This window comes from Breznakibacter xylanolyticus (genome assembly GCF_003254275.1).
GTDB classification, from domain to species: Bacteria; Bacteroidota; Bacteroidia; order Bacteroidales; family Marinilabiliaceae; genus Breznakibacter; species Breznakibacter xylanolyticus.
Map to the genome: position 1 here is coordinate 175,676 of NZ_QKZK01000004.1, position 17,360 is coordinate 193,035.

Annotated in this window: 13 protein-coding genes; 7 read left to right on the forward strand and 6 right to left on the reverse strand. The window is 47.0% G+C overall.

From position 1 onward, the window contains the following. Positions 1-185: 185 nt before the first annotated feature. Both panD and panC read right to left on the reverse strand, forming a co-directional pair. Positions 186-536, reverse strand: coding sequence for an aspartate 1-decarboxylase (gene panD, locus LX69_RS03770; protein WP_111444485.1), 351 nt, complete (start codon positions 534-536; stop codon positions 186-188). 3 nt (positions 537-539) lie between these two features. Next, positions 540-1,388: a pantoate--beta-alanine ligase gene (gene panC / locus LX69_RS03775; protein WP_111444486.1), complete on the reverse strand. Its 849-nt coding sequence runs from the start codon at positions 1,386-1,388 to the stop codon at positions 540-542. A gap of 204 nt (positions 1,389-1,592) precedes the next feature. On the opposite strand from panC, the gene LX69_RS03780 reads away from it, so the two are divergent. Continuing rightward, complete coding sequence (locus LX69_RS03780) at positions 1,593-2,402, forward strand: glycogen/starch synthase (protein ID WP_111444487.1); 810 nt, start codon at positions 1,593-1,595, stop codon at positions 2,400-2,402. Positions 2,403-2,513: 111 nt separating this feature from the next. Here the strand turns inward: LX69_RS03780 and LX69_RS03785 are convergent, their stop codons facing one another. Beyond that, on the reverse strand, positions 2,514-3,527 hold the full coding sequence (locus LX69_RS03785; protein ID WP_111444488.1) for an aspartate-semialdehyde dehydrogenase: 1,014 nt from the start codon (positions 3,525-3,527) through the stop codon (positions 2,514-2,516). A 115-nt stretch (positions 3,528-3,642) separates the two neighbouring features. Between LX69_RS03785 and LX69_RS03790 the strand changes: the two genes are divergently transcribed. After that, positions 3,643-6,471, forward strand: coding sequence for a T9SS type B sorting domain-containing protein (locus LX69_RS03790; RefSeq protein ID WP_170124224.1), 2,829 nt, complete (start codon positions 3,643-3,645; stop codon positions 6,469-6,471). A gap of 69 nt (positions 6,472-6,540) precedes the next feature. Further along, positions 6,541-7,479: a CPBP family intramembrane glutamic endopeptidase gene (locus LX69_RS03795; RefSeq protein ID WP_170124225.1), complete on the forward strand. Its 939-nt coding sequence runs from the start codon at positions 6,541-6,543 to the stop codon at positions 7,477-7,479. A 645-nt stretch (positions 7,480-8,124) separates the two neighbouring features. Here LX69_RS03795 and LX69_RS03800 read toward each other — a convergent pair. Beyond that, the gene (locus LX69_RS03800; RefSeq protein ID WP_111444491.1) at positions 8,125-10,980 is read right to left on the reverse strand and encodes an insulinase family protein; all 2,856 of its coding nucleotides are present in this window, start codon (positions 10,978-10,980) and stop codon (positions 8,125-8,127) included. A 192-nt stretch (positions 10,981-11,172) separates the two neighbouring features. Here LX69_RS03800 and recO point away from each other — a divergent pair, with 192 nt between their 5' ends. From recO to ypfJ, 4 genes are all read left to right on the forward strand, one after another. After that, positions 11,173-11,889 (forward strand): DNA repair protein RecO, encoded by a 717-nt coding sequence (recO, locus tag LX69_RS03805; RefSeq protein ID WP_146260631.1) that lies wholly within the window; start codon positions 11,173-11,175, stop codon positions 11,887-11,889. A 134-nt stretch (positions 11,890-12,023) separates the two neighbouring features. Then, on the forward strand, positions 12,024-13,163 hold the full coding sequence (locus LX69_RS03810) for an aminotransferase class I/II-fold pyridoxal phosphate-dependent enzyme (RefSeq protein ID WP_111444493.1): 1,140 nt from the start codon (positions 12,024-12,026) through the stop codon (positions 13,161-13,163). A 115-nt stretch (positions 13,164-13,278) separates the two neighbouring features. Beyond that, entirely contained in the window at positions 13,279-14,061 is a 783-nt protein-coding gene (locus tag LX69_RS03815; RefSeq protein WP_111444521.1) for a tRNA pseudouridine synthase A, read from the forward strand. Between the two features lie 468 nt (positions 14,062-14,529). After that, positions 14,530-15,387: a KPN_02809 family neutral zinc metallopeptidase gene (gene ypfJ, locus LX69_RS03820; RefSeq protein WP_111444494.1), complete on the forward strand. Its 858-nt coding sequence runs from the start codon at positions 14,530-14,532 to the stop codon at positions 15,385-15,387. Positions 15,388-15,427: 40 nt separating this feature from the next. On the opposite strand, the gene LX69_RS03825 is transcribed toward ypfJ, so the two are convergent. Continuing rightward, positions 15,428-16,108, reverse strand: a complete 681-nt coding sequence (locus tag LX69_RS03825) for a HesA/MoeB/ThiF family protein (protein ID WP_111444495.1) — start codon at positions 16,106-16,108, stop codon at positions 15,428-15,430. A 63-nt stretch (positions 16,109-16,171) separates the two neighbouring features. Further along, the gene (gene thiH, locus LX69_RS03830) at positions 16,172-17,299 is read right to left on the reverse strand and encodes a 2-iminoacetate synthase ThiH (RefSeq protein ID WP_111444496.1); all 1,128 of its coding nucleotides are present in this window, start codon (positions 17,297-17,299) and stop codon (positions 16,172-16,174) included. Between the last annotated feature and the right edge of the window lie 61 nt (positions 17,300-17,360).

Sequence of the window (17,360 nt, forward strand, 5' to 3'; positions counted from 1 at the left end):
GTCAAATATTGACCGTTGTAAGTGGTTTTTTGTGTCAAATTCCGGGGTGAATTGCCCGTTGTTGATTTAGATTCGGTCATTGAACGGTTTTTTGTCGTGTTTGATGTGGTTTTTTGGGAACCTTTTTAAATGAAAAAACCCGGCAAACATAGTTCTGCCGGGTTTTTTTTATGATCGCAATCGAATTAAATCAACTGATTGGTTTGTGTGTCGGGAAAGATGAAGGTGGGCTTGAATTTTTTAGCCTCTTCAAACTCGAGGGTGGCGTATGAAATAATGATCACGACGTCGCCAACGGCTACTTTACGGGCTGCGGCGCCGTTGAGGCAAACCACTCCACTGCCTCGTTCCCCTTTGATGACGTAAGTTTCGAGACGTTCACCATTGTTGTTGTTGACCACCTGTACCTTTTCGTTTTCAATAATGTTGGAGGCTTCCATCAAAGCCTCGTCGATGGTGATGCTGCCCACGTAATTCAGGTTTGCCTCGGTGACCGACACATTGTGAATCTTCGATTTAACAACCTCAATAAGCATGATTTACTTTTTTTTGTATATGATATTATCTATCAGTCTGACGTTGCCGGCGAAAACCGCGATGCAACCTACAATATAATCGGATTTGTCCCAGTTGTCAATGCTTTGTAGCGAAAAACCATCCACGATATCAAAATATTCAACCTCTAAACCCGTTGATTTGTTCACTGTGGCTGTTACTTCATTTTTGACCTCCTTAACGGAACGGTGACCGGCAAAGTTACATGATTCCATTAATGTTTTGGCAATCACAGGCACGATTTTTCTTTGTTCGGGTGTCAAAAGGGTGTTGCGCGAACTCATGGCCAGGCCGTCAGCTTCACGAATGATGGGGCAGGGGACAATTTGAACCGGCAGTTGCAACTGTTTCACCAGTTGAACGATGATGGCCAGTTGCTGAAAATCTTTTTGCCCGAAGAAGGCCATGTCGGGGCGAACCATGTCGAAGAGTCGGCTGACGACTTGTGCCACGCCATTGAAATGACCCGGACGATGTTTGCCTTCCATCACTTTGTCCAGCTCACCAAAGTCGAAGACCCGTGTGTCGGGTTCGGGGTACATTTCGGCGACCGAGGGAGCAAAAACCAAACGACAAGCTGTGCCGGAGAGCAACGCCACATCGCGGTCGAGCGTGCGCGGATAGTTCTCAAGGTCGGCCGCGTTATTAAATTGCGTGGGATTCACAAATATCGATACCACCACTAAATCACAGCTTCGGGCAGCTTCATCTACCAGGCTCAGGTGGCCGGCATGAAGGGCACCCATGGTGGGGACAAAGCCAATCCGGGCGCCGCCTTGACGATGTTCTTTCACAACGTTCTGCAACTCCCCGACTGTTTTTACAACTATCATGGCGTGAAAAAATTTTTCGCAAAGAAAGGAAAAATCTTATAAACGAACGGGGGGTTAACATTTTTTGTCCTCTGCCGATGTCCCTTTCAACATCCCGGCAGGTGCATTGGTCTGATAATGTCGGTCTTGTGTGCCTTTTGTAGAATGGGCTTTTTTTTGTATTTTTGCGCTGTTTTTTATTTCATAAAAGTCACACCAAGTCAAATGGAAAAAGCCAAAGTTCTATTCATTTCACAGGAAATTACGCCCTACCTTCCGGAAACCGAAATGTCCAAAATTGGCCGCTATTTGCCGCAAGGCATTCAGGATCTGGGTAAAGAGATTCGCACTTTTATGCCCCGCTTTGGCTGTATTAATGAGCGTCGCAACCAACTCCATGAGGTTATTCGTCTTTCGGGGATGAACCTGATCATTGATGAAACAGATCATCCGCTGATTATTAAGGTGGCTTCCATTCAAGCGGCGCGAATGCAAATTTATTTTATCGACAACGAGGATTATTTTCAACGCCGTCATACCCTCACTGACTCGAAGGGCAACGAGTTTGAGGACAACGACGAACGAGCCATCTTTTTTGCTCGCGGCTCGCTCGAGACCACTAAAAAGTTGCGCTGGTGTCCCGATATCGTTCACTGTCATGGTTGGTTCACCGCTTTAGCGCCCTTGTATATCAAGAAGAACATGTACGATGACCCTCATTTTGCCAAAGCCAAAATCATTGTTTCCATTTATGATGATGATTTCACGTTGGTTTTTGAGGATACCTTTAAGGAAAAACTGAAACTCGAAGGGGTAGAAGATAAGGACTTGGAAGTATTGCGTCCATGTAATTTCGTGAACCTGATGAAGTTGGCTATCAATATGTCTGACGGTGTAATTCAGGGGAGCAAGGAGATTAACCCTGAATTGAGTCACTATGCCAAAAAATCGGGTAAACCATTTTTAGAATATCACGACGAGGAGACTTATATCCCAGCCTTTAACGACTTTTACGATAAGGTGTTGGCATTGTGATTATTTGAATCTTTTTAGATTCAAAATTTTACATCAACGAATAATTCATTTTTGATCATAAAAAAGGCTGCCCTTTAAGGACAGCCTTTTTTGTGTGTCATGCTTGAGAGGTTATTTTTTTATCAACCCTGCCTCAATCATGTATTCGGCAATCTGCACAGCATTAAGGGCAGCACCTTTATTAATTTGATCCGAAACAGTCCAGAAGGTGAGGCCATTGGAGTTCGAGATGTCCTTGCGCACACGTCCCACGTAAACCGGGTCTTTGCCGGAAAGGAACAATGGCATGGGGTATTGTTTTTCAGCCGGGTTGTCCATGAGTACTACGCCCGGAGCCGCTGCAAAAGCTTTGCGTGCATCTTCTATCGAAACGGGTTGCTCTGTCTCAAGCCAAATTGACTCCGAGTGAGCCCGCATCACGGGAATACGCACGCAAGTCGCGCTCACTTCCACATCGGAGTGCATGATTTTGCGTGTCTCGTGATACATTTTCATCTCTTCCTTGGTGTAACCGTTGTCGGTAAATACGTCCACTTGGGGAATGATGTTCATGGCCAACTGATATGGGAATTTCGACACGGTTACCTCTTCGCCTTTTACCACCTGACGGAACTGTTCTTCGAGTTCGGCCATGGCTGTTGCACCGGCACCACTGGCAGCCTGGTAGGTCGACACGTGGATGCGCTTGATGTGCGAGAGTTTCTCGATGGCGTTGATGGCCACAACCATCTGAATGGTGGTACAGTTGGGGTTGGCAATGATGCGTCGGGGCGCATTGGCGCAATCGGTGGGATTGACTTCGGGAACCACCAACGGGATATCCTTCTCCATGCGGAAAGCGCTGGAGTTGTCAATCATGATGGCGCCATATTTGGTGATGGTGTCGGCATATTCCTTTGAGATGCCTGCACCGGCAGAGGTGAGGGCAATGTCGATGTCCTTGAAATCATCGTTGTGTTGTAACTCTTTCACCACGATGTCCTTGCCTCGGAACGAATAAACCGTTCCGGCACTTCTTGCCGAACCAAACAATACCAGTTCGTCTAAAGGAAATTGACGCTCGGCCAATACGCGCAGGAATTCCTGCCCTACTGCGCCACTCACACCAACAACAGCTACTTTCATTTTTTCTATTGGTTTAAAAAATATTTTTCGGTTAACGGGCCATTCCTTAAATTGTTGGAGCTCTGCCCTTGAGGTAAAATGCAAAAATAGGGATTAATCATTCATGAAACAGTGTATGAAGTGGATTTTAATGTTTTTTTTGGCTTTTGGCGTCGAAGCACATGCACAGTTGAGTTTGACGTTTTCGAACATTGATGAACTCACGTCATCAGGGAGATGTGGCACTCCTGAAAAATTTCAACTGACTCCCGATGGCATGTTACAACTCAATGCTCTCGGTGAAACGTCGGATGCTTGTGTCATGTTCCCGAGTTCGGCCATCGAGGATGGACAATGGCAATGTGATGTAAAAATGGGTTTTGACCCTTCGTCGCAAAATTTTTGCAGGTTTTATATTGCTGCCGATGCGCCTGACCCTGCACTTGTGCAAAACGGATGGTTTGTGGCCATTGGTCAGGCCAATGACAACGTCAGCCTTTGCCGTATAGACAATGGACAGTCTCAGTGTATTATTAACGGCGAGAGCCATCGACTGGCGCGTAACAATGTTGATGTTTCTGTACGAGTAACCTATTCGAACCAAAGTGGCTGGAATCTTGAGACTTTTATTGATGGGCAATGGTTTCATGAAGGCAGTGCATTGTCGCATCCCATTGAGTCGCCAAGATGGTGTGGCATTTATTGTAAGTACACGAACACACGCAGCAATAAGTTTTGGTTCGACAACCTGGTGGTATCAGGCAGTCCGCTCAAGGATCGCGTGCCGCCCCAATTGATTGATTTTAGGGTTCGCAATCAACAATTAATAGAATGTCATTTTTCAGAGCCGGTATTATTGACCTCAGCAACTGCTTTATTGATTGACGCTGAGCAAGTGATGTTGCAATTTGATCCCTCTGTACCAAATAAAGCAACTTGCCATGTTGCAACGCCATTGGCCGATGGGTTCAGTGGGCAGATGCGGTTGTCGGGCATTACCGATTTGGAAGGGAATGTGATGAAGGACACTCTTGTTCTCATCAATTATGTAGCAACCAAAGTGACCAAGGCTTTTTTTCGTAACATGAGTTTGGTGGTCGTTTTTTCTACACCAATGGATGAAACGAATGTGGCGGGTATTCGCATTGATGCAGTGCCATTGTTAAGTACGCCTGGTACACCTAAGTGGGTAAACAACACCACGTTAGTTGTTCCATTCACTGTAGCGCCAATCAACCGGACACGGTATCAGGTTCGTTTGGGGAGGTTATATGATGCCCATGGTGACCCTTTTGATATGCCTGAGTTGGTTGTGCCCTGTTTTGTTCCCGAGCGTTATGATTTGGTCATTACGGAATTAATGACAGATCCTGCCCCACCGGTTAACTTGCCTGATCGGTCGTACATTGAGCTTTACAATCGCAGTGATTTTGACCTTGAAGGTGAGGATTATGCCATTGTTATCAATGAAAAGCGGTACGTTTTGCCTTCGGTTCATATTCCATCACATGATTTTGTGGTGCTTGTGAAGGATGATACAACTCAATGGCCTTGTCCTGTTTTGAAGGTTAAGGGCTTGCCAACGCTACCCAAAACAGCTGGTGAAATAGTGCTACTGGATGCTGGAAATTTGGTGTTAGATGCCATTTGCTATGATGAACAATGGCAGGATGGTACCTTTAAAACTCAAGGCGGTTGGTCGTTAGAGATTATTGACTGCGACAATCGGAGTGGTATGCCCGACAATTGGCACTATTCTGTTTCGACAAACGGAGGCACGCCCGGGTTGCTCAACAGTGTGGATGCCATTTACCGCGACGTTGTTGCGCCTGCCATCGACAAGCTGTTGTTGCCCAACGATACCACACTGGTGGTTTGTTTTTCTGAACCCATGATGGATTTGATCCGTTTGCAAATGGATGATTTAACCTTTGAACCAACGTGTTTTTTAAGCAGTTTGATACCCGACAGCATTTACGGGAAATCGTTGACCATCCGCTTTGCCACACCTCCGACCATTGGGCAACTGTTTGAACTTTCGTTTGATGGAACGTTGACTGATTATGCCTGTAATGGCCTCACTCATGGATTTGTATCCCGTTTTATGAATGCGAAACCTCCTTTGTTAGGAGATGTAAAGTTCAATGAGTTAATGTTTAATCCCTCTGCGGAGGATGTGGATTTTGTTGAAGTGATCAACGTCTCCAATCATGCTGTGTTGATGAATCAGTTGTATTTGACTGCGATGAAGGATGATGTGCCTGAAAAACTTGTTTCGTTGTCAACTGATCCCATCCCCATGTTGCCGGGAGAGCCCTGGGTGTTTTCGGCCAATCGGCATGCCACGTTGTCAAATCATCATTGCGCCTATCCCTGGCGGGTGATGAGCGTGAGTTTGCCATCGATGCCTGACCAAGGTGGCGATGTGGCAATCACGGATCGGTCAGGGAGTGAGATCGATCGCGTTACTTACTTAGAGACATGGCATCATCCCACCTTGGCATCAAAAGTGGGCGTTAGCTTGGAGAGGATGTCTGTTTCTGGAGCGACGCAAAGCTCTTGCAACTGGAGTAGTGCTTCTTCGCTGCGGGGCTATTCTACACCCACTGACCATAACAGTCAGTCAACGTGCGAGATTGCGGCAGATTCGTATGTCTCGTTAACGCCACAACTGTTTACTCCCGATATGGATGGGACGGATGACTACTTATACATCGACCTTGCGGAGAATGCTGCAGGAGGCAATGTAACGCTGCGGATTTATTCAAAAGAAGGGTTGCCGGTGAAACAACTGGCCAACCACGTGTTGGTGGGTAATGGGGAGCGCTTTCGTTGGGACGGAACCGGCGATCAGGGGCAAAGGATGGTTCCCGGCGTGTATGTGGTATGGGTACGAATCGACTACGCCGACGGCCGTTCGGAGGAGCATCGGATGACCTGCTACCTCGGGCTTTCGGCACGGTAGCTCGAGGTGATGTTGTTTGTAGATGGGGACGTGTTGTATTATATTTGGCCTTTCATAAAAAATAATCGCATGGCGACCGTATTTGCATCGCCGCCATTAACCCCTACATTCATGAACGCACGTTTCTCTAGCATCCATCCCTATCTTCAATTGGTGTGGTTTATTGTTTTTGTTGTCATCGGTACGCTGATAGCCAGTTTGTTGACGTCGGCCGCTGCGGTAGCTATGTTTGGTTCGGATGTTGCCGCGATGGCGGGTGAGATGATGCGGAATCCTGATTTTTTGCGAATGGCACAAGTGGCACAAGTGTTTGGTTTGATGTTTGTTCCGGTGCTCACCTTTTATTCTCTGTTTGGTAACGAAGATGATTTTTCAGCCTTTAAGGGACCTCAACAGGGGCGTTTGTTTATTTTGGCCATGGTGGCCATTGGCATCAGTCAGCCGTTAATTGGGTGGAGTGCCCATTTCAACCAACAGATGTTTACTTATTTGCCTTTTGACGACACACGTCAATGGATGGTGAGCAAGGAACGCGAGGTTGCCGACCTGACTTTTTTGTTTCTTAACACCACCGACTGGCGTGTAATGATACTCAATGTGGTGATTATGGCTGTGTTGCCGGCCATCTTCGAAGAATTGTTCTTTCGGGGTGTGATACAGCAAAAGCTCACCCAGTGGTGGGGCAGGGGGCATGTGGCCATTTGGGTGACGGCCATTATCTTTAGTGCCATTCATTTGCAGTTTGAGACATTTCTGCCCCGTGTGTTGTTGGGCGCGTTGTTGGGATATTTGTTTCGTTGGGGGAAGTCGCTTTGGTTACCCATGGCAGCACATTTTGTCAATAACTTTTTTGCATTGGGTGCCTTTTATTATCAGCGCTCCAAGAGTCCTGATTTTAATCCCATTACTTCCGAAACACCTTCGAATGGCTGGATGGCGTTGTTGAGTTTTGTGACCATTGTGCTGTTGCTGTTAAAAATAAGGCAGCGGAGTTTAAAGTCTGAATAATAGAATTTAGTTGCCCTGTGTTTGATTGTAGCGCAGTGTTTTCAATGAACAGGGAAACACTGCGGTTTTATACAAACGTTGCTTGTGACATCTTTTTTCTGTCTATGAATGATGTGTGAGATCTTAGGGCTGTTGCTCATATAGAGTTTTCAATGAACACAGAGTCAAAATAAACGCTGAGGCGCGAAGGCGCTGAGTTGGTTTGATTAATAGATTGCGTTTAAATATGAAAGCAGATAACTCAGCATTTAATCATTGTCCTCTACTTAACGAACTAATAACTAACGCTGATTTGCAGTGAGATAAGATGAGATCCAGTGAGGAGAAGAAGCCTCAGTGCCACTCGGTAAAAGAGTTATATAGTAGGCTCAGAGTTATTTTTAAGTTGTGTTGTGCGTTTGAGATACTGATTATACCTGTGTTCAAATTAAAAAGCAGATAACTCAAAAGAATTATATAGTAGTTTGTTTAGAGGGAGAGAACATTTTATGATGACGAAATAAAAAAACGCAAGGCCGACAAAGGTGTCGGTGTCTTGCGTTTTTTAGTTCCTCAATATTCAAATCGTTTATAATGGCATTAAGATGCTGTAAGGTAACGATTATTAATGCGTTATAGGTAAATCAGTCTTTGTATTAAATTTTATCATTTGTTGCTTAACGTCTCGCTGTCGGGAGTGGAAGATGGTTGTGCAGCGGGCATCATCACCACCTCAAGCATTCGATTGGGCGAGAATGTTTTGGCCATAAATTGTTGGAGGGTTTTGGGGCTCATTTTTTTCACGCCTTTTTCGTAACCTGTGTGTCGATCAATGCCCTCAAGGTAGTTGTTGAGGATGTTTGACATCCAATAGCCATTTTCAATTTGCCGGTCGGTGAATGATTTCAGGAATAATTCTTTGGTCTTTTGAACGTCTTCGGCCGAAGGCCCTTGGGTCATGAGGTTGTTGATTTCCTCATGCAATAGCGAGAGCATTCGCTCAGCTTTGGCTGAGTCGGTATTGAACGAGAGGGTGATTTCGGCCTTTTTCTCGGGCTGTTTTTCGCAGCTTCCGCTGACACTCACGCCATAGGTTCCGCCCTCTTTTTCGCGAATGGATGCAACGTAGCGGATGTCGAGTATGTTTTTAATGGCCGAGATATGGAGCATATCATCGTTGGTGTATTTTATCGGGCCACTGTAGTATGCGAACACTGATGTTTTGGGTGTCTGCATGGTTTTGTCGAAGCGGGTACGAACCATATCCGCAGGCGTTCTGACGCCCCTGTCGATGTACGTTTCCTTGCGAGCTCCGGCAGGCAGCGATCCCAGGTAGGTTTCGACCAGCGGTTTGAGTTTGTCCATGTCGATGTTGCCTACGAACACAAACGTAAAGTCAGCAGGGTCGGAAAACCGGTCGCGGTATATCTGCTCCACTCGTTCGAAGGTGACTGCTTCCAATGCTTCTGTAGAGATGGATTTGATGCGGGGATGGCGATTGGTGAGCAAGGCCGTCACGCTGTCGCGGAAGGCCGCATCGGGGTTCAGTGCCATGTATTGGAGGTAAGGCTTGAGACGAGCCATGTAGGCATCAAAGGCTTCGCGGTCGAAACGGGGTGCGGTAAAGCGAAGATGTACTTGTTGGAGCAACAGTTCCATGTCGTCGGGCGAGCAGTTTCCGCTGATGATTTCACGGTCGTCGCCCAATGCGATGCCTGTGGATACGCGTTTCCCGGCCAGCATCTTCCGAAGATCCGACGTGGTGTGGTTGCCCATCCCCATTTCGCCAACGAGTGTGGGCATAAGTACGGCCGAGAGCCACAGGTCATCTTCCAGTTGGCTCATGCCGCCATCGCTTTGGCCATTCATCAGGATTTCATCTTCTTTGAAATTGGTCTTTTTCACCATCACTTTGATGCCGTTTGACAGTGTCCATTGGTGAACGTCGAATTTTTTCAGTTTTTCGTCTTTCACCACAGTGCCTTTTTGCGGCACCGTTTCTATGAGCGATTGTGCCAGAAGTTTTTCTTCGTAAGCATCGACTTTTTGATGTTTCGAAGCTTCGTACATCGCCAGCAGTTCGTTTTGTGACGGTACCTGAATGTCCTCTTTTTCAGGGGCGGTGAGGGTGATGATGACATTCTTTTCGGTGAAAAATGACGCGGTCAGTGTGTTGATTTCGTTCACCGAAATGCCGGGTACCACTTCCTTGACAAAGTCCCGGTAGTAGGCGATGTCGCATGTGGGAGCGTTTTGGGTGAAGTGAGAGTAATAGTCCCACACATAACTGTTGTGTTCACGGTTTTGACGTTCGATGAAGCGCGACTCTATTGAGCGAAGAAAGTTGGCTTTGGCACGCTCCAGTTCCGGTTGCGTAAAGCCGTGGTGTTGCATGCGGCGGCATTCGGTCAGCAGCATCTCGAAGGTGGGTAGCGTTTGATTGGTTTTGGCTGTTCCCGAAGCATACAGCACTTTGGTGGTGGGCGAAAATCCACCCATGCCAACATTTGCCGTGATGGCCGGCGCCGACTCTTTTTTAAGTAAGTCGCTCAGGCGCACGTTCATCATTTGACCAATAAAATTGGTGAGGATGTTGTGACGCAGGTATTGTTGGTTTTTTAGCGAATCGGGCGTGGCCGGGTGTTTGATATAGAAGGAGATATTGGTGTTTGTGGCTTCGGGGTCGGTGGCCATGGCAATGATGGGTTGGTCGTTGTCGGGAACGCCGTAAACGGGTTTGGGGGCTGGGTTTTCAACGGCCGGGATGGCTGAAAAGCGCGCGATAATTTTTTGTTCCATCATTTTGGCGTCAAAATCACCTACTACGATAACGGCTTGTAAGTCTGTGCGATACCATTGATGGTAGAAGTCGAAAATCGCCTGATGATCAAAGTGGTTGATAACGGCTGTATCACCAATCACGTTGCGTTGTCCATATTTTGATCCGGCATAGATGATTGGGCGCAGCTTGTCGCTCATACGAGCTTGTGCACTGCCGCGAGTTCGCCATTCTTCGAGGATGACCCCTCGTTCCGATTCAATCTCTTCGGCCTCAAACGCAATGTAATTGGACCAGTCGTGCAAAATGAGCAGACAGCTGTCGATGATGCCATCGCGGGTGATGGGCACGCTGCCAATATTGTAGCAAGTCACATCCTGACCGGTAAAGGCATTGACGTTTTGACCAAATTTGCAGCCAATGGTTTCGAGGTAATTAAGCAATGCCTTTTTGGGGAAATGCTTGGTGCCGTTAAAGGCCATGTGCTCGGTAAAGTGTGCCAGGCCGTTTTGGTTGTCCTCTTCGAGGATGGCTCCCACGTTGTGCACGATGTAGAATTCTGCACGTTTTTCGGGTTTCTTGTTCGAGCGAATGTAGTAACGCATGCCATTGGCGAGGGTGCCATGTACCACGTTGGGGTCGAAGGGTACCGGTTGATCGGGTTGGTACAGTTGTGCCTGAACAGGGGTCACAATTGTGCTTAGAAGTAGCAACAGGACAAAAAGCTTCACGAATTTTTTCATGGATGATGAGTTGGTATAAAGATTACTTTACAATAGTAATCAATTGGAAAATACATCCGGTGGTTTTTTGTAACAATTAGGAGGAATGATTGGGCATTTTGGGGAACGAATTCGCAGACACTTTCCACATCTAAATCATCCACAGCATTGTAAAAATCCATTACTTTGCAGAATGGGTTACCTTCAATTATCATGATTCACGCAACCAACGGCATTGTACTCAATCATGTGCGTTACGGCGAAACCAGTGCTGTGGTGCATATCTATACCGAACATTTTGGTCAACAGTCGTATATGGTCAATGGGGTGCGATCGACCCGCAACAAGGGAAAAAGCGTGTTGCTTCAACCCCTCACGTTGTTGTCCATGCAGGTGTACCACAAGCAGGGCAAGGAGATTCAGCGCATCAAGGAGTTTGAGGTGGCACTGCCTTTTGTTTCTATCCCGTTTGATCAAACCAAACGTTCCATTGCTTTTTTCATTACCGAAATGATGCGGCGTTCGTTGCGCGAGGAGGAAGCAAATCCCTCGCTTTTCGGTTTCATCGAACAATCAGTCAGGGATCTTGATGCCATGCCCCGTTCTGGGAATTATCACCTCACTTTTTTGGCCGGACTCACACGCTATCTCGGTTTTTACCCCGATTTGTCTCATTATTCGCCCGACCATTGGTTTGATTTGGAAAATGGCGTTTTCTCGGGCCATTTGACGCCTTCTCCCCAGTCGGTTCCATCAGATTTGTGTGGTTTGTGGGTCAATGTGTTTGAACCGGATAGCAACCCCTCTGTGCCTGTCAACAGTGAGCAGCGAAACCGTTTGGCCGAATATATGATTGATTTTTACGCGCTGCATCTTCCCGGTTTTGGACGCGTTAAGTCGTTGGATATCTTGCAGGGAATCTATTTATGAACAGGTTGTTGATAATTATTCGATGGCTATTTTGGGTAAAAGGTGTAAATTGAGTGAGCCAATTTCGCCAATCGGACTCTCCCAATTTGCCGGGCGAAATAGGTCTCCTTATATACCCGACTAAAACAACCTCCATGATCTCTTCAAAAATTTCGAATTATGACCCGTCGTTCTACGATGCCATTATGGCCATGGCCGAGCAGCACGGAGCCATTAACCTGGCCGGTCATTACCCGTCGTTGCCCGTTCCTGATGATATTGATCAGATGATCCGACGGCATTGGCTCGATGAGAGCCACATCACAGGGGAACCTTTTGGCAACCTGAGTCTGCGTGAAAAGATCGCTGAAGGCACAGCCCTTAGAACCGGGCATCAATACGCCCCCCAAACCGAAATCACCATTTGCGGATCGCGTGAACAGGCCATGTATGCAACCATCTCGGCCATCGTTCGCGAAGGTGATCAGGTAATTGTTTTTGAGCCCACTGCCGGAAATTATGGTGCCGTGGTGGAACTCAATGCCGGTCAGCCCACCACCATCCGTCTCTCGGAACCCGACTTTGCCATTGACTGGGAAAACGTGCACAAGGCCATTAGCACCAAAACGCGCATGATCATCATCGCCTCGCCACACAACCCCACCGGACGTGTGTTGGGCGAGCTCGACATCATTCGGCTGCAGAAACTTATTTCAGGGACTAAAATAGTGGTGCTTTGTGACGAAAGTATGGCACACACTGTTTTTGACGGCCAACCGCATCAGAGCCTGAGTATGTTTCCCAAACTGGCCGACCAAAGTGTGGTGGTGCGATCGTTTGGTGAAGTGTATCAGGCGCAAGGCTGGCAAATGGGGTATTGTATGGCGCCATCTGATATCATGAAAGAGATTCGGCGTGTATTTGCCATGATGGGGGGCAGTACCCATCCCGTTTTGCAAAACGCATTGCTCCATTACATGGAAACACCGGCTTATAACCCGGGTACGTCAAACCTGTTTCACCATAAAAACACCCTTTTCACCAAACATCTGGAGGGGAGTCGGTTTAAGCGGTTGCCATGCAGTGGCACTTGGTTTCAGATGCTCGACTATTCAGCCATTGCCGACATTCCCGACCGCGAATTTGCCGTGCAACTCATCAAAGACCATGGTGTTGCGGCAAGCCCGTTGAGTCTCTATTTGCACGAAAAGAGCAAGAGTCGTATGCTGCGTTTTAATCTTGCACAAAGCGATGATTATCTGATCGAGGCGGCAAAGCGACTGATGAGGATATGATCACTGCATGTGATGTGATGCTTGAAAAATTCGCAAAACCAGCACAAAATTGTTTGAATGGGAATCGTACATTTGCAAAAAATGCATTCAGTCAACGAGATCCATTCATAAGACATTGAGATATTTCCTTCACATCGGTTTCAACGGTTTTCAATATCGTGGTTGGCAACGTTTGCCGGGCATTATTTCGGTGCAACAAGTGATTGAAGAAGCACTCACCGCCATTCTTAAGCAACCCATTGAAATTGTGGGTTGTGGACGCACTGATGCGCAAGTGAACGCTTCGCAATATTTCTTTCACATGGACGTGGCAGATCCTTGGGACTTCGACTTGATGTATCGTCTCAATAAGCGACTGCCGCCCGATATTTCCATATACGACATATTTACCATGCATGGTTTGCCACATGCCCGGTTTGATGCCATCAGTCGCTCGTACGATTATTTGATGCACAGCTATAAAGATCCGTATTTACATCCCATTAGCAGTTTATATAATTTAGCCGAACTGGATGTTGACTTGATGCAACAAGCGGTGGCTATTCTACCTCGATATAACGACTATTATGCGCTTTGTAAAAAGCCCAATAAAAACGATCACACCATTTGCAACGTTTCAGAGGCTTGGCTGTTAACGGATGACAAAAGGGAACGAATGCAATTTCATATTTCATCAAATCGTTTTTTGGGAGGAATGATTCGAATCATCGTTCACAAGCTGTTGGAGATAGGGCAGAAGAAACTGACCGTGGAAGCGTTTGAAACCATTCTGGCGGATAAAAAAACGCCGTCCTCCATTAAGTCGGCGCTTCCCCAAGGGTTGCATCTTTCAAAAGTGACTTATCCCTACCTGGATATCCCAACCAGATCGCAATTCATGACTTTTTTGGAGAAATAGCATTCAATATCGTTTAGTTAGTGCGATTCACAAAAGAGACAAGAAGATGATTAGACTAAAGACAGATAGATTTGATTGAAGAGACGAAGAGAACGCATCTAAACATCTGTTTTCATCTCATCATCTGTCTCATCGTCTTATGTCTTTTTCTCTTAATTAAACGACATTGATATAGCATTCCTCAATCAGCATCCTTCATCAAAAAATAGATTGATTTTCAGTCAAAACATCTTAAATTATGCATCTAAATCAAAAGGTTAATGACTTTTGATGTGAAGAGTGAGATGTTTATCGTCTGTTTTGTTGCCAACCTTATCGACGCTGAAGAATCAAAGATCATCTACCAAAAAATACAATGATGAAACGAGCCATGGGAATCGCCAAATCGACGAAGTGAATGACTTAATCATTTAGGAGCATGATTATTGGCGAGTTACATGTGGCTATTGAATCACAAATTATAAATATATGAAATTTAAAGGACGCCGTCAAAGCAGCAATGTAGAAGATCAACGCGGGAAGCAAGGATCCGGATTGTTGAATTTTAAAGGAGGAATCATTGGCACACTGATCATTGCCGCCATCGTTTATTTTTTGGGCGGTAATCCCATGCAGGTGCTTAACCTCATGAATAGTGGGGAGACATCGGGTCAAACGGAAGCTGTTGAACTCTCCGAACATGAGCGTGAGATGACCGAATTTGTGTCGGTGGTGCTTGCCGATACCGAGGATGTGTGGCATCGCTTGTTTAACGATCAGGGGTTGACATATCGGGAACCGAAGCTGGTTTTGTTTCGTGGTTCGGTTAACTCGGCATGTGGTTATGCACAGGCCGCCACGGGCCCCTTTTATTGTTCGGGTGATGAAAAAGTGTATCTCGACTTGCAGTTTCTCGAAAAGTTGCAGAAAAAATTAGGTGCCGAAGGTGATTTTGCCGTGGCCTACATCATTGCTCATGAGGTGGGGCATCATGTTCAAAACCTCTTAGGAACAATGGATAAGTTAAATCATTCACGCTCAAAAGCCTCTGAGAAAGAGATGAATGCCCTCACTGTGAAACTGGAGCTGCAAGCTGATTTTTTTGCCGGCGTTTGGGTGCATCATGCTCAAAAGATGAAACAAATGATGGAAGCCGGTGACATGGATGAGGCTCTCAATGCCGCAGTGGCTGTTGGGGACGATCAGATTCAGATGAACAGTCAGGGTTACATTACGCCCGATTCCTTTACGCATGGCACATCAGCACAACGCAAGCATTGGCTCTTGAAGGGCATTGAAACCGGTGACGTTGCGCAAGGAAATACTTTTAACGGGAGGGCATTGTAAAGGATTTCTCGTTGTCATCATTTACCGTGTTGACGATTCGTTAAATGTTGATTAGGCAGTCCATGTTATTCAAGGTATCCATCATCCATAATTTTCCGGCCAGTGGTTCACCTAATCCTGTGACGATTTTGATGACTTCCAGAGCTTGCCGCGTTCCCACCACTCCCGGCATAGGCCCCATCACGCCGGGAGGTTGTTGAGTGGCTGTTGGCATATCGGGATACAGGTCGCGATAGCCGCCTGCTTTGCCGTAATGAAATACCGACACCTGGCCTGTCCATTGCTCGGCTGTGCCGTACACAAAGGGTTTATGCAATTTTCGACAAGCATCGTCAAGGGCATACCGGGTGGCAAAGTTATCGGTGGCATCGGCCACCACATCATAATTTCGCAGGATGTCTGTGGCGTTATCGTTCGATATTTTTAGGTTAAAAACGGATAACCGGCATGTGGGGTTCAATTTGCGGATGCGGGCAGTCGCACGATCGGCCTTGGGTAAGTCAATGTCATCATGGTTGTAAAGCACCTGACGGTTGAGGTTGCTTTCGCTCACCACATCAAAATCAATAATTCCCAAATGTCCCACGCCGGCTGCAGCCAGATACATCAGCAACGCAGAACCAAGGCCTCCGGCGCCAACTACCACGACAGAAGCATCGGCCAGTTTTTGTTGGTGATGTTGGGTAAACTCATCTACGAGGAGGTGACGCGAATATCTCATTGATTGTTTATTTTCTTTGTCCTGTATCTTGCGACTTTTTTGACCTCTGACATGATTTTAAATTTATTCTCTGACCATTTCTTCCTGAAGGAAGAGTGACCAGTCTTTCCAAACGGGTTCAAAACCACGTTGACGCAGCATGTCGGCCACTTGGCGGGGTGATCGGTCGTCGTGCACGGCAAACTGTTCCAGCTCGTTTGAGCCGGAGTAACCGCCGGGACCGGTCTTAGAGCCGGCGCTCAGGGCGGTGATGCCCAGGGGGAATACGTTGTCGCGGTAACGGGGACTCTCACGGGTCGAGAGCGATAGTTCCACATCTGCATCGAACAGGCGATAGGCGCATATCAGCTGGGTGAGGTCGCGCTCGGTGGTGGTAAAGTTGGGCTGAAACCCGGCTCCGGCAAAAGGACGCAAACGAGGGAAGGCAATGGAATACTTGGTTTGCCAGTATTGTCGTTGCAGGTAGCGCAGATGCATACCGGTGGCATAGGCTTCGGTGCGCCAGTCTTCCAGTCCGATGAGGTTGCCCAGCCCTATTTTGCGCACGCCGGCTTGTCCCAAGCGGTCGGGTGTTTCGAGGCGGAAACGATAATCGGCTTTTTTTCCAAAGGGGTGGTAATTGGGATATGCTGTTTCACGATAGGTTTCCTGATACACATACACAGCGTGCAGGCCATGCTCTACCAATTGGGCGTACTCGTTTGTTTCGAGCGGTTGTACCTCCAAAGATATTTGGCTGAACCACGGCTTCATGGTTTCGATGGCTGTTTTAAAATAGTCCACCCCGGCTTTCGCAGGGGCTTCGCCGGTCACCAGCAAGATGTGACGGAATGGATCCTGACGAATGAAGGCTGCTTCGGCTTGCATCTCCTCGATGGTTAATGCCTTGCGCGTGATGTGGTTGGCACCGCTAAAGCCGCAGTAAACACATCTGTTTTGGCAGTAGTTCGACAGGTACATGGGAATGTACAACTGAATGACGTTGCCATATCGTTGTCGGGTGATGGCATGACTTTGCCGTGCCATCTCTTCCAGCAGGGGCGTGGCGGCAGGAGAGAGAAGTGCCATGAAGTCGTCATTGTCGCGATGTGTTTTTTTGAGCGCCCGTTCCGCGTCCAAAGAGGTTTTGGCATAGATGGCCGCAGTGACTGATGGCCAATCGATTTTTTGTATCTCGTGATAGAAACTCATTGTTTTTATGATTTAACGCAGAGGCACAAAGGCACAGAGCAAAGATGATCGTTGAAGCATG